This is a genomic window from Nitratireductor luteus (assembly GCF_026162365.1).
Classification (GTDB): domain Bacteria; phylum Pseudomonadota; class Alphaproteobacteria; order Rhizobiales; family Rhizobiaceae; genus Chelativorans; species Chelativorans luteus.
This window is the reverse complement of sequence record NZ_JAOANW010000003.1, coordinates 1-22,549: the sequence shown is the minus strand read 5'-3', so window position 1 is coordinate 22,549 and position 22,549 is coordinate 1. Positions and strand designations below refer to the sequence as shown.

Genomic DNA, 22,549 nt, shown 5'->3' with positions numbered 1-22,549 from the left:
AGTCGCTTCCCGGCACCGGTTACCTATATCCTGTGTATCGCGCAATTCCGGAGGAAAATCCGGTTCCGCTTTTTCGGGAATTGTTTTAAGGCCCGCTCCGGGGCCCTGCGAATATGAGAGCATGCCAATGTTTGGCTATGTGTTGCGTCGCCTCCTGGGCGCGATCCCCACTTTGTTTTTCGTTGTCACCGCGTCCTTCTTCCTCATGCGCGTCGCGCCGGGTGGTCCTTTCGACCGCGAGCGGGCGCTGGAAGCCAAGGTCCTGGAAAACATCAACAAGGTGTTCCACCTCGACAAGCCCCTTTGGGAGCAATATCTGCGGTATCTCGGCAATCTCCTGCGCGGGGATCTGGGGCCGAGTTTCATCTACCGCGATTTTTCGGTTCAGGAGCTTCTGGGCAGCGGCCTGCCCATCTCCATACAACTTGGCGGAACGGCGCTGCTGGTCGCGCTTTTCTTCGGCTCGGTGCTGGGCTGCATCGCCGCGCTGCGGCAGAATTCGTGGATCGACTACGGCGTCATAGCGGTCGCCACCTTCGGCATCACGGTTCCCAATTTCGTGGTGGCGCCGCTTCTGTCGCTGATATTCGGTGTGTGGCTTTCCATGTTGCCCGCCGGCGGCTGGGGCAATGGCAGCCCGGCGAACATGGTCCTGCCGGTGCTCACTCTGGCGCTGCCGCAGATCGCCATCGTCGCCCGCCTCATACGCGGCTCGATGATCGAGGCGCTGCGCTCCGACCATGTGCGCACGGCGCGCGCCTATGGCCTGCCTTCGCGCATGGTCGTCGTCGTTCACGCGCTGCGCGCGGCCTGCCTTCCCGTGGTCTCTTATCTGGGGCCGGCGGCGGCGGCGCTTTTGACGGGCTCCGTCGTCGTGGAAACGATCTTCGGCCTGCCCGGCATCGGCCGCTACTTCGTGCAGGGAGCGCTCAACCGCGACTACACGCTGGTCATGGGCACGGTCATCATCATCGCGGTGTTCGTGGTGGTCTTCAACCTGATCGTCGATCTTCTCTACGCGGTGCTGGACCCGAGGGTGCGCTATGACTGATATTGCAACCAACACGCCCGAAGCCGCCGCCGACAAGGCATCCGCAGGCCGTTCGCTCTGGGTGACCGCGCTCATCAGGCTGCGTCGCAACAAGGCGGCGATGGCGAGCCTCGTCCTTTTGATCGTTTTCGCCTTCGCAGGCATCTTTGGTCCGGCGCTTTCGCCGCACGACTATTCCAAGGTCTATCCCAATTTCGTGAAGGTGCCGGCGAGCCTGGAAGCCTATCCGCGGACAGACGAGATCCTGCCGGCAGCCGAGACGCTGATGAAGCGGGCACGGCTGGATGTCGACACCATCCAGCTTGACGGTGCCACGCTGCGCGTCGAGGCGTCGTCCGACAAAGAAATCGATCCGCGCGTCACGCGCTATCTCGACCGTTCCGATCTGTTCTCGAACGCGCGCATCGTCGGCGAGCGCGCCGACGGCAGAGCCGTTTCGATCGAGGCCCATGTGGAACGCTACCGTTTCATCTTCGGCACCGACGCCAATGGACGAGACCTTTTCTCGCGCATCCTGATCTCGATCCGCATATCGCTGATGATCGGGGCGCTCGCCACCGGCGTGGCGCTCCTCATCGGCGTCCTCTACGGCGCCACCGCCGGCTTTCTGGGCGGGCGCGTCGACAGCCTCATGATGCGGGTGGTCGACATCCTCTACTCGCTGCCCTTCACATTCTTCGCGATCCTTCTGGTGGTGTTCTTCGGCCGCAACATCGTTCTCATGTTCATCGCCGTCGGCGCGGTGGAGTGGCTGGACATGGCGCGCATCGTGCGGGGGCAGACGATCTCCCTGCGCCGGCGCGAATTCGTGCAGGCGGCCGAGGCGCTGGGCGTCAGTTCGGCAGGCATCCTGCGCCGCCACATCATCCCCAACACGCTGGGGCCGGTCATTGTCTACATGACGCTGCTCATCCCCAAGGTGATCCTGCTCGAGAGCTTCCTGTCCTTCCTGGGGCTGGGCGTGCAGGAACCCTTGACCAGCCTTGGCGTGCTGATCTCTGAAGGCGCCAAGAACATGCGCGGCGCCCCCTATATGCTGCTTTACCCGTCGCTGGCGCTGACCGCCCTCCTGTTCGCGCTCAACTTCCTTGGCGATGGGCTACGCGACGCTCTCGATCCGAAGGACCGCTGAGATGAAGAACGACAAAGCCGAAACGATCTTCGATATCCGCGACATCCGGGTCTCCTTCGACACGCCCGACGGCGCGGTGGAAGCGGTCCGCGGGATCGACATGCAGGTGGGCGCCGGCGAGACGGTGGCCGTGGTGGGCGAATCCGGCTCGGGCAAGAGCCAGGTCATGATGGCGGCCATGGGGCTGCTCGCTTCCAACGGCCGGGCAACCGGCTCCGTCACCTATCGCGGCCAGGAACTGATCGGACTGCCGCGGCGGAAGCTGAACCGCATTCGCGGCGCCAAGATCACCATGATTTTCCAGGAGCCTATGACTTCGCTCGACCCCCTCTACACGATCGGGCGGCAGATCTCGGAGCCCTTGCGCGTTCATGGCGGCATGTCGGCCGGCGCGGCACGCAAGCGGGCGCTGGAATTGCTGAAGCTGGTGCACATCCCCGATCCCGAACGGCGGCTGAAATCCTATCCGCATGAGCTTTCAGGCGGACAGAGGCAGCGCGTGATGATCGCCATGGCGCTCGCCAACGATCCCGATCTCCTGATCGCCGACGAGCCGACAACGGCGCTCGACGTCACGATCCAGGCCGAAATCCTGGGACTGCTCGCCGAACTCCAGCAGAAGCTGGGCATGGCGATCTTGTTCATCACCCACGATCTGACCATCGTCGAGGCATTCGCGGACCGTGTCTATGTCATGCGGCAGGGGGTGGTGGTCGAGGAAGGCGCCACCGAGGACATTTTCCAGCGGCCGGCAGAGGACTACACGAAGATGCTGCTGGCGGCCGAGCCGGAGGGGCACAAGCCGCCGGTGCCGGACAGCGCGCCGATCCTGCTCGACGCCATTAACCTCTCCGTCACCTTCGGGCACAAGGGTGGGTTCTTCTCAAGCGGCTTCGAGCTGAAGGCCGTGCGGGAAGTCAGCCTGACCCTGCGCAAGGGCCAGACCATCGGCATCGTCGGCGAGTCGGGCTCCGGCAAATCGACGCTGGGGCGCGCCATACTGCAATTGCTGCCCTCGGAAGGCCGTGTCGTCTATCAGGGAACGCCGATCCATGGCTTTGACCGGGCGGCAATGCGCCCCTATCGGCGCAATCTGCAGATGGTGTTCCAGGACCCCTACGGCAGCTTGAGCCCACGCATGACGGTGGGCGAGATCATTACCGAAGGGCTGCTCGTCCACGAGCCCCGGATGAGCCAGAAGGAGCGCGAGAGAGCGGCGGTCAAATCGCTGGAGGAAGTCGGCCTCGATCCGGCGACGCGCAACCGCTTCCCGCACGAGTTTTCGGGAGGACAGCGCCAGCGCATCGCCATCGCCCGCGCGGTCATCCTGAAGCCCACCGTCATCGTCCTCGACGAGCCGACGTCGGCGCTCGACAGATCGGTCCAGAAGCAGATCATCACGCTGTTGCGCGACATACAGGAACGCCATGGCCTGTCCTTCATTTTCATCAGTCACGATCTGGCGGTGGTGAAGGCGCTGGCCGATTATACCATCGTGATGAAGACCGGTCAGGTGGTGGAAGAAGGCCCCACCGATGTCGTATTCGACAGCCCCGGCAGCGCCTACACAAGGGATCTGATGGAAGCGGCCTTTGATCTCAAGACCGTTCTGGAGCGCCAGGCGTCGATACGCGCCTGATATTCCGCAATATTTTCAAAGGCCCGGGAGGACGTCGAAAGGCAGAGTTTCCGGGCTTTTTTGCGTGGCCTTTCACCATCCTGCGGTTCGATTGCCGCGTCGACCGCGCTCCTTAAGACATAATCGATTTGACACAAGGGGAGCAGTGTTTCACGTTTAGCGTGGACGATCGAACGGCAGGGAGCAGGAGGGGCGCTTGGCCGCACCTGGAATTCGTATCAGGAGAGCGATTGCGCGAACCCCGCGCAATATGGCTGTCGCACCCGCGTGGCGGGTGGTGACGAGTTCCGTCCCCCTCGATGAAACACGCACCGTGTATGGCTTACGCCGCCGCAATGCGGGGCGGGAACGCAGCCGTATGTCGGTGCGAACACCGGGCTATGCGACAGTCCCGGGCTGGCTTCCAGCCAGTTAGCCGGTGTGGCGGACGGTGCTTCCGTCCGCATTTGCGATTCATTTGCCCAGGCTGAAGTCTTGGCTGTTTCGCCCTATGTCGCCGGATAAAAGCGAGATCGCGACGTTCAACCAACAGAGGAGAGCAGAATGACATCACTCAAATCCTATTTGCTGACAGGCATCGCCGGCGCTGCGGTCTTGGCCGCGAGCATGACGAGTGCTTCTGCAGAAACATGGCGCTACGCCTTCGAAGAAGCGCTCAACGAGGTGCAGGGTGTTTTCGCCCAGAAGTTCAAGGAGGAAGTCGAGGCGAATTCGGATCATACGATCCAGCTTTTCCCTTACGGCACGCTCGGCGAATCGGCCGATATCATGGAGCAGGCTCAATCCGGCATCCTGCAGTTCGTGGACCAGTCGCCCGGCTTTACCGGCTCGCTGATCCCCGAAGCTCAGGTCTTCTTCGTGCCCTATCTACTACCGCAGGACGAGGAGGCTCTGTTTGAATTTTTCCGCACTTCGGTCGCCGTCAACGAGATGTTTCCGGAACTCTACGCCGATCAGGGGCTCGAGCTTCTGACGATGTTCCCGGAAGGCGAAGTATGCATGACCACCAAGGAGCCGGTAACGTCTCCGGAAGACCTCAACGAGGTGAAGTTCCGCGTGATGACCAATCCGCTGCTGGTGGAAAGCTACCAAGCCTTCGGCGCGACACCGACCCCGCTTCCGTGGGGCGAGGTCTATGGCGGCCTGCAGACGAACATCATCCAGGGGCAGGAAAACCCGATGTTCTTCATCGAGTCGACAAAGATGTACGAGGTAACGGACTACATCACCTGCGCCGGCCACAACAACTTCACCACGGCGGTGATGGCCAACAAGGACTTCTTCGACGGTCTGTCGGATGAGGACCAGCTGATGATCGAGAACGCCATCGATACGGCTTTCGAAGATATTCTTGAATACCAGCAGGGTCTTCATGAAGAGTCGATCGAGAAGATCAAGAAGGCCAAGCCGGAGATGAATGTCACCGTCCTCTCCGAGGAGGAGCGTCAGCCGTTCAAGGATGCTGCGGCTTCCGTCGAGGAAGCCTTTATCGAGATGACCGGCGAGAGCGGAAAGAAGATTCTCGACCAAATGAAGGAAGACCTGAACCAGGTCAGCAACTGAGATCATGAGGCGGGCGCATCGCGCCCGCCTCATTCACTTCAATCATTTGCGGGATAACGCCGTTGCCGAAACAGCATCACGAGTCTCAACCGCAGTCGCAGACCGATACGACCTCCGTAGACGATATCCCGACCGAGGTTTACCGTTCGGAACTGCCCGGCATCCTGGGCTCCATAGATATGGGCATCAGCAGGCTGGAATCCATTCTTCTGGCGACCGGCGTGCTTCTCATGGCTCTCAACACGATTGCCAACGTCATCGGCCGCTTCGTGTTCCAGAGCAGCATATTCTTCTCCGAAGAGCTCAACCGCGTTCTCGTCATTCTGATCACCTTCGCCGGCATCAGCTACGCGGCGCGCCACGGGCGCCATATCCGCATGTCGGCCATATATGATGCTATGCCCAGCAGCGCCCGAAAGCCGCTGATGATCGGAATCACCCTCATTACCGCGGTCTTCATGCTCGGGCTCGCCTGGTATTCGGCGCAGTACATCGTGACGCTCTACGGGCGCGGGCGCGTTCTGCCCTCCCTGCAGATCCCGGTCTGGCTGATCTATGTCTGGGCGCCGGTCGGCTTCTTCATGACCGGCCTCCAATACATTCTGACCGCCATCAAGAACATGCTGGAAAAGGACATCTATCTCTCGACCAACGTGCTCGAGGGATATGACGACGACGAGATCGAGGTCTGAGGGCGCGCCATGGCCATTGCAATTTTTTCCACGATGATCCTGCTGCTGCTGTTCGGTTTCCCGATGATGATCCCGCTCATCATCGGCGCCTTTATCGGCTTCTACACCCTCTTCGGCGGTTTTGGACAACTCGAGACCATGGTTCAGCAAATGATGGCGGGCATACGCCCCGCCTCGCTGATTGCCGTGCCGATGTTCATATTCGCGGCCGACATCATGACGCGCGGTCAGTCGGCCGGTCGTCTCATCGATATGGTCATGGCCTTTGTCGGGCATTTGCGGGGCGGCCTCGCCATCTCCACTGCAGCCGCATGCACGATGTTCGGGGCCGTATCGGGGTCGACCCAGGCGACGGTTGTCGCCGTTGGCTCGCCGCTGCGCCCACGCATGCTCAAGGCTGGCTACAATGACAGCTTCGTTCTTGCGCTGATCGTCAATTCCTCTGACATCGCGTTCCTGATCCCGCCGTCCATCGGCATGATCATTTATGGCGTGGTGTCCAATACCTCGATCTCCGAGCTCTTCATCGCCGGCGTCGGCCCGGGCCTTCTGATCCTCTTGCTCTTCTCGATCTATTCCTGGATCTATGCCGTGCGCAACAAGGTGCCGACCGAAGAAAAGGTCTCGTGGGGCGCGAGGCTGGCGGCTATGCGCAAGGCACTCTGGCCGCTCGGCTTTCCGGTTATTATCATCGGCGGCATCTATGGCGGCATATTCAGCCCCACGGAAGCGGCGGCGGCGTGCGTGCTCTATGCCATCTTCCTCGAGATGGTGGTCTTTCGCGAACTCGACATGCGCGGCCTTTACAACACCGCCAAATCCACCGGACTGATTACCGCCGTGGTGTTTATCCTCATCGCCGCTGGCGCGGCCTTTTCCTGGGTCATCTCCTTCGCCCAGATTCCGCAGCAGATTCTTTCCGGCATCGGCGTCGACCAGATGGGCCAGATCGGCGTCCTGGTGGTGATCTCGATCGCCTTCTTCATCGGCTGCATGTTCGTGGATCCGATCGTGGTGATCCTCATACTCGTGCCGATATTTGCACCGGTCGTCGGAAATGTGGGGCTCGATCCCGTGCTTGTGGGCACTATCATCACCCTGCAGGTCGCGATCGGCTCGGCCACACCGCCCTTTGGCTGCGACATCTTCACGGCCATTGCCGTGTTCAAGCGGCCGTACATTGAGGTGGTGCGCGGCACGCCGCCTTTCATCGTCATCCTGCTGGGCGTTTCGGCCGCGCTTATCTTCTTCCCGCAGATCGCACTGTTCCTACGCGATCTGGCGTTCAGATAAGAGGCATACGAAATGTTCAACCGTATACTCGTACCGATCGATGGCTCCGAAGGCGCCCGGAAGGCGCTGAAAATGGCCATCGATCTCCAGAAGACGACCAAGGCGGAGCTGATGCTTCTGACCGTCTTCCGTCATCACAGTCTGCTCGAGGCCTCCATGTCGATGGTGCGGCCGACCGAACCCGAGAACCTTGACAACGTGCTGCGGGAGCATGCCAAAGGGGTCGCGGACGACGCCAAGAAATTCGCCGTGGAGAACGGGGCGGAATCGCCCCGCGCCTTCGTGAAATCGGGCCCGCCGGCCCGCACGATCGTCAAATTCTCCAAGGAACGGGAAGTCGATCTGATCGTACTTGGCAGCCGCGGCCTCGGCGATCTGGAGGGATACCTTCTCGGCAGCGTCTCCCACAAGGTGACGAGCCTTGCCGATTGCCCGGTGATGGTCGTCTAAATCGAAATGCCTCAGGTTGGCGCCAAAGCGGCCCGATCCACCCCCCTATACCGTCAACGGAAAGCCCCGGTGGCTCGGACTTCCTGGGCTTGATCCGCGAGGCACAGATAGCTCACCGCAGCTCGCGCCGCAGGATCTTCCCGACATTGGATTTCGGCAGCTCGTCGCGGAACTCGACATGTTTCGGCCGCTTGTAGCCGGTGAGCTTGTCACGGCAGAAGTCGATGATGTCTTTCTCGCTTAGCTTGTCGTCCTTCTTCACCACAAAGATTTTCGGCACTTCCCCGGAATGTTCGTCGGAAACGCCGATGGCGGCCACTTCGAGAACGCCCGGATGCTGGGAGACGACGTCCTCGATTTCGGTCGGATAGACATTGAAGCCGGATACCAGGATCATGTCCTTCTTGCGGTCGACGATCTTCACATATCCGTTCTCGTCCATCACGCCCATGTCGCCGGATTTGAAGAAGCCGTCCTGGGCGATGGCCTTCTCGGTCGCCTCGGGCAGGTTCCAGTAGCCGGCCATGACTTGCGGCCCGCGAATGCAAATTTCGCCGACTTCGCCCTGCTTCACATCCTTGCCGTTTTCGTCACGGATCGCGATGTCAGTGGAAGGAAGCGGCAGACCGATGGTGCCGGTGAAGTCGTCATTGTCGAAACGGTTGGCCGTCGCCACCGGCGACGTCTCCGACAGCCCGTAACCTTCGGCGATCATGCAGCCGGTCAGCTTCTTCCAGCGCTCGGCAACCGCGCGCTGCACGGCCATGCCGCCTCCGAAGGTCAGCTTCAGGTTCCCGAAATCGAGCTTCTGGAAATCCTCGTTGTTGAGTAGCGCGTTGAAGAGCGTGTTCAACCCGGGGAACACGTTGAAATCGTAGTTCTTCAACTCCTTCACGAAGCCCGGTATGTCGCGCGGGTTGGGTATCAGCACATTCTGCGCGCCGAGCTTGACGCCCATCAGCGCGTTCACGGTCAATGCATAGATGTGGTAGAGCGGCAGGGCGCAGACAAAGACGGAGCGCTCCGGACGTTGCCTTTTGATATAGGCAGTCTCCAGCCACATTTCGTTCTGCATGACATTGGCCATGACGTTGCGATGCAGCAGTGTTGCCCCTTTCGAAACGCCGGTCGTTCCGCCCGTATATTGGAGGAAGGCAACGTCATCGAGCGCGTTGTCGGCCGGCTTGAAGGCAGCCGCGCCGCCCTTCTTCATTGCCGACTTGAAAGGCACGTGATCAGGCAAAGACCAGGCGGGCACCAGCTTCTTCACCCTGCGGACGACGAAATTCACGATGTGCCCCTTGAGCCCCATCATGTCGCCCATCGTGGCAACCACGACATGCTGGACCGGTGTCTTGTCGATGGCCACCTGCAGCGTCTTGGCGAAATTTTCCAGGATGACGATGGCTTCGACGCCGGCGTCCTTGAGCTGATGCTCCAACTCGCGCGGCGTATAGAGCGGGTTCACGTTGACCACCACATAGCCCGCCCGCAGGATGGCCATCATGACCACCGGGTATTGCAGAACATTGGGCATCATGATCGCAACCCGGGCGCCCTTCTTCAGGCCAAGCGACTGGAGATAGGCGCTGAAATCCGTCGAGCCTTTTTCCAGCTCGGAGAAACTGAGCGTCTTGCCCATGCAGGTAAAGGCGGGGCGATCGCCATATTTGCGGCAGGATTCCACCATCATCGAGCCGAGCGACTCATGCTCGAACGGGCCGATCTCGGCGGGAACCACCGTGGGATAGCTCTTCAGCCAGATGCGCTTTTCGGCAGCGCCGGCCTTGCCTCCCGCCGAACGCCTGCCGGTGGCCGCCGGCTTCCTGGCCGTAGTGCTCGAAGCTGCCTTGCCGGCCGGTTTGGAGGCAGCCTTCCCGGCAGCAGCCGCTTTGCCGCTGGCGGCGGCAGATCTGGCCGCCGTCTTGCTTGCCGCGGTCTTTCCCGGGGCAGCTGCAGATTTGGCCGTTGTCTTGCCTGCCGTTGCTCTGGCCGTGGATTTCGCCGCCGCCTTCGGCGTGGCCGCTGCGGCGCTGCCGCGCGTGCTGCTCGACTTGGAAGCGCTTGCCTTGGAGCCGCGCTTAGTGCCCTTTTCATCCGTGCCGCTTGATTTCGCCAAATCTTCCTCCCTGAATGCCTGGCAGACTAACGTTCACGTTTACGTCAATTTTCCTGTCCGCGCTACATCCCATATTGGCCCTGGGCGTATGGGCTTTATCCCGCAACTTTCACGGCAGTGTATTTCCAGCGTGCGCACTCTAGCAAGGGTAATCGGCCCGGGGCTCAAGAAGCATGCAGCGCTATTGGCCAAAGCCGTCGTGGCCCTCAAGAAAAGCGGTTTCCTCCTGCGTGCTGACCCGTCCCAGCACCCGATTCCGATGAGGAAAGCGCCCGAACTTTTCGATGATATCGCGGTGTTCCACGGCATATCTCACGCCCTCCTCGCCCCCAAGGCTTTTGAAGAGCATCACGGAATGTTCCTGATCGGCCGAGATCTCCGAATGCTGGAACGGCATATAGAGAAACTGCCTTTCCTCCGGCGTCATGCCATCGTCGAACCGTTCGTCGACGGCGTTGCGGGCGATGCGAAGGGCCATGTCGTCGGCGGCGAAGGCCTTGGCGCTGCCCCGGTACATGTTCCGGGAGAACTGATCGAGCACGATGACCGTGGCGAGCGCGGTGCGCGGATCCTCCATCGCCTCGGCGGGCGCATGTCCGGAAAGCCGTTCATGCAACGCTCCGAAGCGCGTCCGTATGGTTTTGTCCAGCGCATCGCTACCCTGGAACCAATCCTTCGGCTCCAGTTCCCGAAACCAGAAGGCAAGGACCTCGTCGACCCAGCTATTGTGCATCTCTTCCTCCTGTCTCCGAGGGTGCCTCCGCACGTCCGAATCGCCGGCAGTGTGGGGGTGCCCTTGTATAAAATCTACCTTTAGTTGCGCCCTTTGGGCGCGCTTCGCCCCTGATTGAGCGAAACAATATTCGGCCGGAGCGAAATTTTATTGCTCCGAATCCACCAGGGGGAGTTCCCTCTCCAAGAGAACTTTGCTTATATGAGGGCTCAACGGGCCTTTGGGAATGGCCCGATATAGAACCAGGGAGATAATCCGATGAAAACCAAAACGTTCGCGGCAGCGTTGCTCGCCGCCACAATGTTGAGTGGCGCGGCGAGCGCAAAGACGCTGGTCTATTGCTCGGAAGGAAGCCCGGAAGGTTTCGATCCGGCGCTCTATACTGCCGGCACCACTTTCGATGCCTCGTCCAAGCCGGTCTACAACCGCCTCGTCCAGTTCGAGCCGGGCACGACCAACACGGTTCCAGGTCTCGCCGAAAGCTGGGAGATTTCCGACGACGGCCTGGAGATCACGTTCAAGCTGCGCGAAGGCGTCAAGTTCCACACGACCGACTTCTTCACGCCTACGCGCGATTTCAATGCCGATGACGTGCTGTTCTCCTTCGAGCGCCAGCTCAAGGAAGATCACCCCTATCACGCCTATGTGGAGGGCGCGAGTTGGGAATACTTCAACGGCATGTCGATGCCGGACCTGATCAAGTCGATCGAGAAGGTCGACAATCTGACGGTCAAATTCGTTTTGAACCGGCCTGAAGCGCCGATGATCGCCAATCTGGCGATGGATTTTGCTTCCATCTTCTCCAAGGAATACGCCGATCAACTCGCCGAGAGCGGCAACCAGTCGGACCTCAACCAGAAGCCGATCGGCACCGGCCCCTTCCAGTTCGTGGCCTATCAGCCCGATGCCGTGATCCGTTACAAGGCGCATCCGGACTACTGGGCTGGCAAGCAGCCGATCGACGATCTGGTTTTCGCCATCACGACCGAGAATTCGGTTCGCCAGCAAAAGCTGCTCGCCGGCGAATGCCACATCATGCCATACCCGAACCCGGCCGATATCGAGAGCCTGAAGGCGAATGACGCGCTCAAGGTGGACGAACAGGAAGGCCTGAATGTCGGCTATCTCGCCTACAACACCAAGCAGGCGCCCTTCGATCAGACCGAGGTGCGCAAGGCGTTGAACATGGCGATCAACAAGCAAGCCATTCTCGACGCCGTGTTCCAGGGCGCGGGCCAGGCGGCGAAGAACCCGATCCCGCCGACCATGTGGTCGTATAACGACGAGATCGAGCACGATCCGTACGATCCGGAAGCAGCCAAGGCCATGCTCGAGGAAGCCGGTGTCACCGACCTTTCCATGAAGGTATGGGCGATGCCCGTGCAGCGTCCGTACAACCCGAACGCGCGCCGCATGGCCGAGCTCATTCAGGAAGACTTCTCCAAGGTCGGCGTCGACGTCGAGATCGTCTCCTATGAATGGGGTGAGTATCTCGAGCGTTCCAAGGCGGAAGACCGCGACGGCGCGGTGCTTCTGGGCTGGACCGGCGACAATGGCGATCCGGACAACTTCCTCGCCGTGCTGCTCGGCTGCGACGCCGTGGGCGGCGCCAACCGCGCGCAATGGTGCAACGAGGAGTTCGATGCGCTGATCCAGAAGGCCAAGACGCTTTCCACGCAGGAAGAGCGGGCCGAGCTCTACAAGGAGGCTCAGGTCGTGTTCAAGCGTGAGGCGCCGTGGGCGACCATCGCCCACTCCATCGTGCATATGCCCATGCGCAAGGAGGTCACAGGCTACAAGATGGACCCGCTCGGCGGTCACGCCTTCGAAGGCGTCGACATCGCCGAATAGGCGCGTCCGATCAGAATAGGAACCGGCGACAGCGAAAGCTGTCGCCGGTGATCGTTATTACATGTTCCGTTTCTTTCTGTCGCGGCTGGCGCTGCTGATCCCGACCTTCATCGGGGTCTCCATCGTCGCCTTCTCGTTCATCCGCCTTTTGCCGGGCGATCCCATCATGCTGCTTGCCGGCGAGCGAGGCATGACCGAGGAGCGTTACCAGCAATTGCGGGCGCTCTACGGTTTCGACCAGCCGCTGGTCATGCAGTATTTCACCTATCTGACTGACCTGCTGCAGGGCGATTTCGGCACGTCGATCGTGACCAAGCGCCCTGTCCTTCAGGAGTTCCTGACGCTTTTCCCGGCAACGCTGGAACTGTCGCTCTGCGCCATCCTTCTGGCCATCATCGTCGGCGTCCCGGTCGGCATCATCGCCGCCGTCCGGCGCGGCTCGTGGCTCGATCAGTCCGTCATGGGCACGGCGCTGGTAGGCTATTCCATGCCGATCTTCTGGTGGGGCCTCCTGCTGATCATCCTGTTCTCCGGCATCCTGCAGTGGACTCCGGTTTCCGGCCGCATTTCGCTCCTCTACTATTTCCCGTCCACCACCGGCTTCATGCTCATCGACAGCCTGCTTTCCGGCCAGGACGGCGCCTTCAGATCAGCCGTCTCGCATCTCGTCCTGCCCACGGTGGTGCTTGCCACTATCCCGCTCGCCGTCATTGCGCGGCAGACGCGCTCGGCCATGCTGGAGGTCCTGGGTGAAGACTATGTGCGCACCGCGCGCTCCAAGGGCCTGCCGCCGCTGCGCGTTATCGGGCTCCATGCCCTGCGCAACGCACTGATCCCGGTGGTCACGACCATCGGCCTTCAGGTCGGCGTTCTCCTGGCCGGCGCGATCCTCACCGAGACGATCTTCTCATGGCCGGGTATCGGCAAATGGATGGTCGACAGCGTTTTCAAGCGCGATTACGCGGTGGTGCAGGGCGGGCTGTTGTTGATCGCCGCCATCATAATGATCGTGAACCTGATCGTGGACCTGCTCTACGGTCTGATCAATCCAAGAATCAGGCATTAGCCATGGCCACCACGAACACCAAAGATCCGAATGCCGCCGTCGGTCTCGAAGGCGGCACGGTCATCGCCGTCACGAGGCGGGCCCGGCTTGCGGAGTTCTGGTACTATTTCAGCCAGAACCGCGGCGCTGTCATCGGGCTTTACATTTTTGCCGCGATCGTCGTCATCGCCGTGCTCGCGCCGCTCATCGCGCCACACAGTCCGAGCGTGCAGAACCGGGGGGCCTTCCTGTTGCCGCCCGCATGGGAGACCGCCGGAAGCTGGTCCTTCATCCTCGGCACGGATGCCGTCGGACGGGATCTCCTTTCGCGTCTCATCTATGGCGCACGCTTCTCGCTGTTCATCGGCGTCGTCGTCGTGTCGGTGGCCGTCTCCGTCGGCATCATCGTCGGCCTGGTGGCGGGATATTTCCGCGGCGCCATCGACACGGTGATCATGCGCATGATGGACATCATCCTGGCGTTTCCATCGCTGCTCCTGGCGTTGGTTCTCGTCGCCATCCTGGGGCCGGGTCTCGTCAACGCGATGATCGCCATCGCGCTGGTGCAGCAACCGCACTATGTGCGCCTCACACGCGCCGCCGTGATGGGCGAAAAGGGCCGGGAATATGTCACTGCTGCGCGTGTGGCGGGCGCGAGCAATCTCCGGCTGATGTTCAAGACCATCCTGCCCAATTGCACCGCGCCGCTCATCGTTCAGGCCGCGCTCTCCTTCTCCACCGCCATCCTCGATGCGGCGGCGCTCGGCTTTCTGGGCATGGGTGCGCAGCCACCGACACCGGAATGGGGCACCATGCTGGCCGAAGCGCGCGAGTTCATCCTGCGCGCCTGGTGGGTCGTCACCTTCCCGGGTCTTGCCATCCTGATCACCGTTCTGGCCATCAATCTGATGGGCGACGGACTGCGCGATGCGCTCGATCCCAAGCTGAAGAGGTCGTGACCATGGCCCTATTGGACATCAAGAACCTTACCGTGGAATTCGATACCGCTGGCGGAACGCTGCGGGCGGTCGACGGTGTATCGCTCTCGGTGACCGAGCGTGAAGTGCTCGCCATCGTCGGCGAATCGGGCTCGGGCAAGTCGGTCTCCATGCTGGCGGTGATGGGGCTGCTGCCATGGACCGCCAAGGTGACGGCCGACTCAATCACCTTTCTGGGAAGGGACATTCTCAACCTGCCCCCGGCGGAGCGCAGGCGCATCGTCGGCAAGGACATGGCGATGATCTTTCAGGAGCCGGTGGCCAGCCTCAATCCGTGCTTCACCGTCGGCTTCCAGATCGACGAAACGCTGAAGATGCACACGGACCTCAACAACCGCCAGCGCCGCGACCGCACCGTGGAGCTGTTCGAGGCGGTGGGTCTGCCCAACGCGTCGGACCGGCTGGGCGCCTTCCCGCACCAGATGTCGGGCGGCCAGTGCCAGCGCGTGATGATAGCCATGGCCATCGCCTGCAACCCAAAACTCCTGATCGCCGACGAGCCGACCACGGCGCTCGACGTGACGATCCAGCGGCAGATCCTCGACCTCCTGGTCTCGATCCAGGCAGAAAAAGGCATGGGCATGATCATGATCACCCACGACATGGGCGTGGTGGCCGAGACCGCCGACCGGGTGGTCGTGCAGTATAAGGGCAGGAAGATGGAGGAGGCCGACGTGCTTTCGCTCTTCGAGAACCCCAAGAGCGCCTACACCAGGGCGCTGCTTGCGGCCCTGCCTGAAAATGCCACAGGCGACCGTCTGCCCACGATGGTCGATTTCTCCCTCGACGACGCCCCCTACACGGGAGCACGGCCATGAGCGAGATCGTCCTGGAAACCCGCGGGATCACCCGCGACTATCATATCGGCGGCGGCCTGTTCGGCGCTGGCCGCACTATCAATGCGCTCAAGGGCATCGACCTGACGCTGGAGAAGGGCAAGACGTTGGCCATCGTCGGCGAATCAGGCTGCGGCAAGTCCACGCTGGCGCGCATCATCACCATGATTGACGCACCGACATCGGGCGAACTGCTGATCGACGGTGCCAAGGTCGACATAACGAAGAAGCGGCTCGATAGCGAGATGCGCCGCAAGGTGCAGATAGTCTTCCAGAACCCCTACGGCTCGCTCAACCCGCGCCAGAAGATCGGCGATGTGCTGATGGAGCCGCTGATCATCAACGAGAACGTGCCGGAGGCCGAGCGGCGCGAACGCGCCATGGCGATGCTGACCAAGGTCGGCCTGCAGCCCGAGCACTTCAACCGCTATCCGCACATGTTCTCCGGCGGGCAGCGCCAGCGCATCGCCATCGCCCGCGCCCTCATGCTCAACCCGCGCCTGCTGGTGCTCGACGAGCCCGTCTCAGCGCTCGACCTGTCGGTACAGGCGCAAGTACTGAACCTTCTGGCGGACCTGCAGGACGAGTTCGGCCTCACCTTCGTCTTCATCAGCCATGACCTTTCGGTGGTTCGCTACATCGCCGACGAGGTGATGGTGATGTATTTCGGCGAGGCGGTGGAATACGGCACGCGGGACGAGGTGTTCCAGAACCCGCAGCACGACTATACGAAAACGCTGTTCGCAGCGACCCCGCGCGCCGATGTCGAGAGCATCAGGAAACGGCTGGCGGCGAAGGCGGCTTGAGCGGGAGACGCCGCGAGGTCTACTCCCGCAGCCCCGCGACATGCGCCACCAACCCCGCCGTCGATGCGTCGCGGCCGGAGGCGTCCCTGTCGCCCTGCACCACCGGCAATAGCTCCGTCGCCAGTTCCTTGCCGAGCTCGACACCCCACTGGTCGAAAGCGTTGATGCCGTAGAGCGTGGCTTCCACGAACACGCGGTGCTCGTAGAGCGCGATCAGGCGGCCGAGCGTGAAGGGGTCGAGCTTGTCGTAGACGATGGTGACGCTCGGGCGGTTGCCGGGGAAGACGCGGTGCGGTGCGAGTTCGGCCGCCCTCGCCTTGTCCATGCCGCGGGCGATGAGCTGCGCCGTCGCCTCCTCCAGCGTACGCCCCCGCATCAGGGCTTCCGATTGCGCCAGACAGTTGGCGACAAGGAGGTCGTGATGGTGCTTCAGCGCCGGCTCGTGCCCGTTGGCCGCCAGGATGAACTCCACCGGGATGACGTCGGTGCCCTGATGCAGAAGCTGGAAGAAGGCGTGCTGGCCGTTGGTGCCGGGCTCGCCCCATACCAGCGGACCGGTGGCCGTCTCCACCGGCGCGCCGTCGAGGGTTACCCGCTTGCCGTTCGATTCCATGTCAAGCTGCTGCAGATAGGCCGGCAGGCGGGCAAGCCGCTGGTCGTAGGGAATGACAGCGCGGGCGGGATAGGCGCAGGCAACGCGGTGCCAATAGCCGATGAGGCCGAGCAGAACCGGCAGGTTCTGGCGCGGCGGCTCGACCCGGAAATGGTTGTCGACCGCCTCCGCCCCCTGCAGGAAACGGCGGAAGTCCTCGGACCCTATGGCGATCATGATCGGCAGGCCGATGGCGGACCAGAGGGAATAGCGCCCTCCCACCCAGTCCCAGAAGCCGAAGACGCGATCGATGTCGATGCCGAAGGCGGCAACCTTGTCGAGCGCCGTCGAAACGGCGGCGAAATGGGTGCCGACCGCCTCCGCGCCCAGCGCCTCCTTTACCCACCTCCGCGCCGTCTCGGCATTGGTCATGGTCTCGATTGTGGTGAAGGTCTTCGAGGCGACGATGAACAGCGTCGTCTCCGGCGCCAGTCCCTTGAGCGTGTCGGCAATATGCGCGCCGTCGATATTGGAGACATAATGCAGCCGGGGCCCGTCGTGATAGGGCGCGAGCGCCAGCGTCGCCATCGCCGGGCCAAGGTCCGATCCGCCGATGCCAATATTGACGACATCGGTGAAAGCCTTGCCGGTCGCCCCTTTCAAGGCGCCGTCGCGCACGCCTTCGGCGAAGCGGGCCATCGCCGCCAGCACGGCTTCCACGTCCTGCGAGATCTCATGGCCATCCAGGCGGATCGAAGCGCCGGAGGCAGAGCGCAGCGCCGTGTGCAGAACCGCGCGGTCTTCCGTGACATTGATCCGGCGGCCCTCGAACATGGCATCGCGCCGCTCCTCCAGCCCTGCTGCCGTGGCCAGGTTCTCAAGAAGCAGGAAGGTCTCTTCGGTCACCGCGCATTTGGAATAGTCGAGCAGCATGTCGTCGAAGCGTGCCGAAAACCGCTCGAACCGCGCGGGCTCGTCCCGGAACGCCTCCCGCAGGTCGAAATCCCGGTGTTCCTCGCGATGCCTGCGCAATGCGTCCAGCGCGGTTGTGAATGCGCTCATTCGAAAGACCTCATATTGGCGAAAGACCTAATACCGGTAGCCGCGCAAAACTAGGGCGTGCTTCGTGAAAAGAAAAGGCGCGCCGGAAAAGGAGTTTGGCGCAATGGCTTGTGCCAGACTTGCGGTTCAAGTTCCGTGGCGTTAGGCTCCGCGCCGCGAGAGGAAAGCCTATGCCAATACGCAACGATACCGCCCTTTGGGCGGGCCTTTTCAAGATTTCCCCTGATTCGGGCCAGACGCTCCAGGCGCAGATTCGCCAGGCGATCGTATCGGCCATTCTCGACCGGCAGATCGCTCCGTCGATGCCGCTGCCGTCCTGCCGCATCCTTGCCGACAAACTGGGCGTGGCGCGCGGGACGGTCGTGCTGGCCTTCCAGCAACTGGTCGACCAGGGGTTTCTGATCGCCAGGGAAAGGCGCGGCCACTTCGTCAATCCGGAGGTCCTGGCGGCCCCGCCCCGCCCGCCCCGCAAGGGCGCGCGCAGCACCAACCAGATCGACTGGAAAGCGCGGCGCCAGGTGTTCGCCAGCGAAATGCCGGATGCGCCCAAGAACGAGAACTGGATGCAGTCGTCCTACCCCTTCGTCTACGGCCAGTTCGACCCGACGCTCTTTCCCACCGCCGAGTGGCGCGAGTGCAACCGCATGGCGCTGGCGGTCCTGGAGATCCGCAACTGGGCGGCCGACATGGTCGACAAGGACGATCCGCTTTTGATCGAGCAGATTCAGGCCCGGCTCCTGCCACGGCGCGGCATCTTCGCCAATCCCGACGAGATCATCGTCACGCTGGGGGCACAGCACGCGCTCTACATGCTGTCGACGCTGCTTATGCAGCGCGGGGCGCGCGTGGCGATGGAGAATCCCGGCTATCCGGACGCCCGCTCGATCTTCCGGCTTGCCGGCGCCGAAACACTGCCCGTTCCGGTCGACAATGACGGGATCGACCTCGACCGCATCCCGCACAATGCCGATTTCGTGTTCACCACGCCGAGCCATCATTGCCCCACGATGATGCCGCTCAGCCGTGCTCGGCGCGATGCGTTGCTGCAAAAGGCGGAAGCCAATGACTGGATCGTGATCGAAGACGATTATGACAGCCAGCTTGCCGACGAGACCCCGCAGGAAGCGCTCAAGGGTCTCGATCATACTGGCCGCGTCATCTATGTCGGCTCCATGTCGAAGACGCTCGCGCCGGGCCTGCGGCTCGGCTATATCGTCGCCCCCGCCGAACTCGTGGCCGAGTTACGGGCGCTGCGCCGCTTCATGCTGCGTCACCCGCCGGCGAACAACCAGCGCGCCGTCGCCCTGTTCCTGTCACTCGGTCATCACGACGCACTCGTGCGCCGGCTCTCCTCCGCGTTCGAGGAACGCCGCGAACGCCTCGTCGGAGCGATCCGGGACTATATGCCCGATTGGCAGGCGGCCGATGTACCGGGTGGCACCTCGCTCTGGCTGCGCGGCCCTGCGGGCACCGACACGACCCAGCTTGCCCGAGCGGCGGTGCAGCGCGGGGTGCTGATCGAGCCCGGCCTGCGCTTCTTCGATGGGCCGGAGAGGCCGTCGCCTTTCATGCGCCTGGGCATCTCGTCCATCGCCCTGCAGCACATCGAGCCGGGCATCCGCGAACTCGCATCGGTGGCGGGAAGGCGATCCGCGGCGGCTTAGGTCCTGACCCGAAGGCTTATGGACATGGATCGCGGGCTGGTTTAGCCCTTGGAAAGCAATGCGGAGGGAATGGCGATGGCTATGCTGATCGAGGGCGAGGAACGGATCGAGGCGCCCGTGCAGGCGGTTTGGCAGGGGTTGAACGACCCCGAGGTGCTGAAAGACTGCATCCCAGGCTGCCAGGAGCTCGAAAAGAAGTCCGCCACGGAATTCGCGGCGGTCGTCTCGCTCAAGATCGGCCCGATCAAGGCGAAATTCAACGGCGAGGTCGAACTGCAGAACCTCAACCCGCCCTATTCCTATACGATTTCGGGGGAAGGCAAGGGCGGTGTCGCCGGCTTTGCAAAGGGCGGGGCCGACGTGACGCTGAAGGAGGATGGCCCAAACGCAACCATCCTCTCCTACCAGGCAAAGGCCGATGTCGGCGGCAAGATGGCCCAGCTCGGCAGCCGCCTCATCCAGTCCACGTCAAAGAAGCTCGCCGCCCAGTTCTTCTCGGATTTCAATACCCGCATCACCGGCACGGCCGAGCCCGAGACGTCTTAGTCCGCGCGAGCCTGGTATCTGGAAACCTCCGTACCGTCGGCTATGGCGACGATCGTATAGGCATCCAGCACGATGCCATCCACCACCTTTGCCTCGCTTGAGAAATTGGCGACAAGCCGTGTGCCGTCCTCGAACTCGGTCTCCTGGAGCAACCGGTCGTTGGGACGATAGCGGAAGGCGGTCATTTCCTGCGTGCCAAGGCGCTCGTGCAGCGGCTGGAAGAACGCAGCCTGCCGGGCCATGATGGGCAATCTCTCCGACAGCGTATTCTCGCTCAGATGAAACATCGGCGGCACGTTGTAGAGAAGTTGTGTCAGCTCCATCTCAATGCGGACATTGGTGAATTTCAGTGCGTCGAACAGCCAGTGATTGCTCGTGACCACCGATCCGTGGAAAACCGACTGGTAGAGTGGCAGCCGCGTGCGGGGATCGAAATAGACGGTCCGGTAGGGCTCCTTCAGCGGAACGGACTTGAAAAAGACGGCGGGTTCCTGATCGGGATACCACGCGCCGAGGTAGAACGGCGACTTCCTGTTCTTCTGCATATCCGGGTCGCCCCAGCCCAGGACGGGAACCTGCATGCCATGGCCGAAAACGGTTCCCCCTGAAGAAGCGGCGTTCCCGTCCTCGGAGCCGACCGGTATGCCGAATGTCCTGGTGATCCAGCGCACGGCGTCTTCATTGGCGCGGGCGTATTGCTCTTGCGTAAGCGTTTTTCCGTCGCGGTAATTGTCGAACACGATGCCGGTGGCATTGCCGTCGAGGAACCAGCTATTGAAAGGGACGGCAGCCCGGATCGACGTAATTCGGCTCTCCATCGTCTGCCGCACGCATGTCGGATCGGTGTAGACGCCATTCTGCTGGAACCCGCTTTTCATTGTTCCATCGGCTTTGACGATGCCGCAGTTGCGGAAGACATACTCGCCCAGCGTTGTTGTGCCCCAATCGGGTCTGGCCCCGCTTGGCAGAGAGGTTTGATAGGAATCGTAGGGCGCTATCAGAAAGCCGGCATCGACACCCGCCTGGACTGCTTTCGGATTCCACAAGCCGCCCTCCCAGCCTGCCCCAAGGCCGATCCAGGCCTTTTCCAGTCCGCTGGCGCGCAATTCCTCGAATGCCGCCTTGGAGAGCGCCCCGCCCCAGCGCTCCATATCTTCGCCGAGCGCCGGGCCGAAGGTTCCGGCGACTGCGCGTCGCAAATTTCTGTAGATATCCGGTATAGCGTCCCAATCCGGCTCGTCGATTTGCCAGGCCTGCCGCGCTATCTCGTTCAGCGCGGTATTGAAGTCGCCCAGGATCACCCGCTGCTGATAGCGGTTGGGCCGGTTTCCAATCCGCTTCATTTCAGCGAGCGTTTCCTTCTGGAAGCGTGACGTGATGTCGGCGGCAATGCCTTCGCCGCTTTGCAGGATGGAGACGAAGCGCGACCAATCGCGGACATCTTCCATGCCCAGGGGGCCGTTGCTCCAAAGATAGATTTGGGTGGCGCCCAAAACCTTTCCCTGCATATCCGGCTGTCCGACCTTTTCGGCAAGGCTCTCGTACCGGCCTTCCTCTATCAAAAGCCGCTTGTAACGCCGCGCGCCCGCCAAGGGATCGCCGTCGCCCAGATGCAGGATCATCTGCAGAGTTTTGGTGGGTTCCAACGTGGTGAATTCATGCGCGAACTGGGCGGAGAGTCCGTCGCCATCACCCACGAAGGTGACGGTATTGTTGAATGGCGTCTTCCATATCCAGCTCAGCGTATAGGCGCCCCGATCCATGCCCAGCAGCGGCAGGCTCATGTCCTGACTGGTGTTGACGGGGCTGAAACGATCGAGAATGAAGTCGCGCCACACGGCATCCCCCTGGGGAACGTAATAACCCTCGGCGCGCGGCAGAATGAAGCCCTGCCCCATCGCATCGGCGGGCTGACTGACGAAAGTGAGCGTTCCGGCGTCTCGCGCGGCGATGGACACGGAAAGGTCGCGGCCATCCAGCGACATCTCAATCCTGTAGGCTCCTTCGTCCCACGACCACGCCGCGCGTGCGCCATCGCTTTCAACCGCGCTTACAGCCCGGGCCTCAACACCGGACGAAACGGTGAGGCGCTCGCTCCCGGCGGGCGTGACGATGATGCCCAGCGTCTCAAGCTCCATCTCCACGGACCACACTTCATTTTGAAGCCTGACTTCGGCCAGGCTAGGGACAGTCATCAAGGCAAATGCAAAAAGCGCATAAAGCGCGGGTGCTGTACGCATCGGGAAAACTCCGACCGGGCGGCCTTGGCCGCATGGGATGAAACGAAGCCGTGCAGGCGAAAACAGTCGTGCCTGCCGGCAGCAAGGTCGGATAAGAGACAGGTTTCTAGTCTTACTGTGTCATAAGTTTCGTTAACGATTGATTGCGACAATGGCGATTCGCGCTTCAAATGGAGGGAGCTATGGATCGCCAGGATGGAATCGAAACGAGTGAATCGCGTTTTGCAGCCTATGTCG

Annotated in this window: 19 protein-coding genes; 14 read left to right on the top strand and 5 right to left on the bottom strand. The window is 61.9% G+C overall.

The window, feature by feature from the left end:
- Positions 1–127 precede the first annotated feature (127 nt).
- The 7 genes from oppB to N1058_RS04880 all read left to right on the top strand — a co-directional run bounded on the left by oppB (position 128) and on the right by N1058_RS04880 (position 7,820).
- Positions 128–1,051 carry an oligopeptide ABC transporter permease OppB gene (oppB, locus tag N1058_RS04910; protein ID WP_265516392.1) on the top strand — a complete coding sequence of 308 codons (924 nt, stop codon included), beginning with the start codon at positions 128–130 and terminating at the stop codon, positions 1,049–1,051.
- Positions 1,044–2,183 carry an ABC transporter permease gene (locus N1058_RS04905; protein ID WP_265516391.1) on the top strand — a complete coding sequence of 380 codons (1,140 nt, stop codon included), beginning with the start codon at positions 1,044–1,046 and terminating at the stop codon, positions 2,181–2,183. Before oppB ends, N1058_RS04905 begins: the two co-directional genes overlap by 8 nt.
- A 1-nt stretch (position 2,184) precedes the next feature.
- Positions 2,185–3,822, top strand: coding sequence for an ABC transporter ATP-binding protein (locus N1058_RS04900; RefSeq protein WP_265516390.1), 1,638 nt, complete (start codon positions 2,185–2,187; stop codon positions 3,820–3,822).
- Positions 3,823–4,365: 543 nt separating this feature from the next.
- Positions 4,366–5,385 (top strand): TRAP transporter substrate-binding protein, encoded by a 1,020-nt coding sequence (locus tag N1058_RS04895; protein WP_265516389.1) that lies wholly within the window; start codon positions 4,366–4,368, stop codon positions 5,383–5,385.
- A gap of 62 nt (positions 5,386–5,447) precedes the next feature.
- Positions 5,448–6,077 carry a TRAP transporter small permease gene (locus N1058_RS04890; RefSeq protein WP_265516388.1) on the top strand — a complete coding sequence of 210 codons (630 nt, stop codon included), beginning with the start codon at positions 5,448–5,450 and terminating at the stop codon, positions 6,075–6,077.
- Between the two features lie 9 nt (positions 6,078–6,086).
- Positions 6,087–7,370: a TRAP transporter large permease gene (locus tag N1058_RS04885; RefSeq protein ID WP_265516387.1), complete on the top strand. Its 1,284-nt coding sequence runs from the start codon at positions 6,087–6,089 to the stop codon at positions 7,368–7,370.
- Between the two features lie 12 nt (positions 7,371–7,382).
- Positions 7,383–7,820, top strand: coding sequence for a universal stress protein (locus tag N1058_RS04880; RefSeq protein ID WP_265516386.1), 438 nt, complete (start codon positions 7,383–7,385; stop codon positions 7,818–7,820).
- A 112-nt stretch (positions 7,821–7,932) separates the two neighbouring features.
- Here the strand turns inward: N1058_RS04880 and N1058_RS04875 are convergent, their stop codons facing one another.
- Together N1058_RS04875 and N1058_RS04870 are read right to left on the bottom strand one after the other, a co-directional pair.
- The gene (locus N1058_RS04875; RefSeq protein ID WP_274709160.1) at positions 7,933–9,939 is read right to left on the bottom strand and encodes a long-chain-fatty-acid--CoA ligase; all 2,007 of its coding nucleotides are present in this window, start codon (positions 9,937–9,939) and stop codon (positions 7,933–7,935) included.
- Between the two features lie 181 nt (positions 9,940–10,120).
- Complete coding sequence (locus tag N1058_RS04870; RefSeq protein WP_265516385.1) at positions 10,121–10,672, bottom strand: DUF924 family protein; 552 nt, start codon at positions 10,670–10,672, stop codon at positions 10,121–10,123.
- 258 nt (positions 10,673–10,930) lie between these two features.
- On the opposite strand from N1058_RS04870, the gene N1058_RS04865 reads away from it, so the two are divergent.
- The 5 genes from N1058_RS04865 (at position 10,931) to N1058_RS04845 (ending at position 16,208) form a co-directional block, all read left to right on the top strand.
- Positions 10,931–12,523, top strand: a complete 1,593-nt coding sequence (locus tag N1058_RS04865) for an ABC transporter substrate-binding protein (RefSeq protein ID WP_265516384.1) — start codon at positions 10,931–10,933, stop codon at positions 12,521–12,523.
- 61 nt (positions 12,524–12,584) lie between these two features.
- Positions 12,585–13,589, top strand: a complete 1,005-nt coding sequence (locus N1058_RS04860; protein WP_265516383.1) for an ABC transporter permease subunit — start codon at positions 12,585–12,587, stop codon at positions 13,587–13,589.
- Positions 13,590–13,591: 2 nt separating this feature from the next.
- Positions 13,592–14,527: an ABC transporter permease subunit gene (locus N1058_RS04855; protein WP_265516382.1), complete on the top strand. Its 936-nt coding sequence runs from the start codon at positions 13,592–13,594 to the stop codon at positions 14,525–14,527.
- 2 nt (positions 14,528–14,529) lie between these two features.
- The gene (locus N1058_RS04850) at positions 14,530–15,384 is read left to right on the top strand and encodes an ABC transporter ATP-binding protein (RefSeq protein ID WP_265516381.1); all 855 of its coding nucleotides are present in this window, start codon (positions 14,530–14,532) and stop codon (positions 15,382–15,384) included.
- Positions 15,381–16,208: an ABC transporter ATP-binding protein gene (locus N1058_RS04845; protein ID WP_265516380.1), complete on the top strand. Its 828-nt coding sequence runs from the start codon at positions 15,381–15,383 to the stop codon at positions 16,206–16,208. Before N1058_RS04850 ends, N1058_RS04845 begins: the two co-directional genes overlap by 4 nt.
- Positions 16,209–16,227: 19 nt before the next feature.
- Here N1058_RS04845 and pgi read toward each other — a convergent pair whose 3' ends face one another.
- Complete coding sequence (pgi, locus tag N1058_RS04840; protein ID WP_265516379.1) at positions 16,228–17,862, bottom strand: glucose-6-phosphate isomerase; 1,635 nt, start codon at positions 17,860–17,862, stop codon at positions 16,228–16,230.
- Between the two features lie 170 nt (positions 17,863–18,032).
- Here pgi and pdxR point away from each other — a divergent pair, with 170 nt between their 5' ends.
- Together pdxR and N1058_RS04830 are read left to right on the top strand one after the other, a co-directional pair.
- A complete protein-coding gene (pdxR, locus tag N1058_RS04835; RefSeq protein ID WP_265516378.1) occupies positions 18,033–19,526 on the top strand; it encodes a MocR-like pyridoxine biosynthesis transcription factor PdxR in 1,494 nt (497 codons plus the stop codon).
- Between the two features lie 75 nt (positions 19,527–19,601).
- Entirely contained in the window at positions 19,602–20,072 is a 471-nt protein-coding gene (locus N1058_RS04830) for an SRPBCC family protein (protein WP_265516377.1), read from the top strand.
- On the opposite strand, the gene N1058_RS04825 is transcribed toward N1058_RS04830, so the two are convergent.
- Both N1058_RS04825 and N1058_RS04820 read right to left on the bottom strand, forming a co-directional pair.
- The gene (locus N1058_RS04825; protein WP_265516376.1) at positions 20,069–22,312 is read right to left on the bottom strand and encodes a glycoside hydrolase; all 2,244 of its coding nucleotides are present in this window, start codon (positions 22,310–22,312) and stop codon (positions 20,069–20,071) included. The genes N1058_RS04830 and N1058_RS04825 overlap by 4 nt on opposite strands.
- A partial coding sequence (locus N1058_RS04820; RefSeq protein ID WP_265516375.1) for a hypothetical protein occupies positions 22,267–22,549 on the bottom strand: 283 nt, incomplete at its 5' end. The genes N1058_RS04820 and N1058_RS04825, both read right to left, overlap by 46 nt.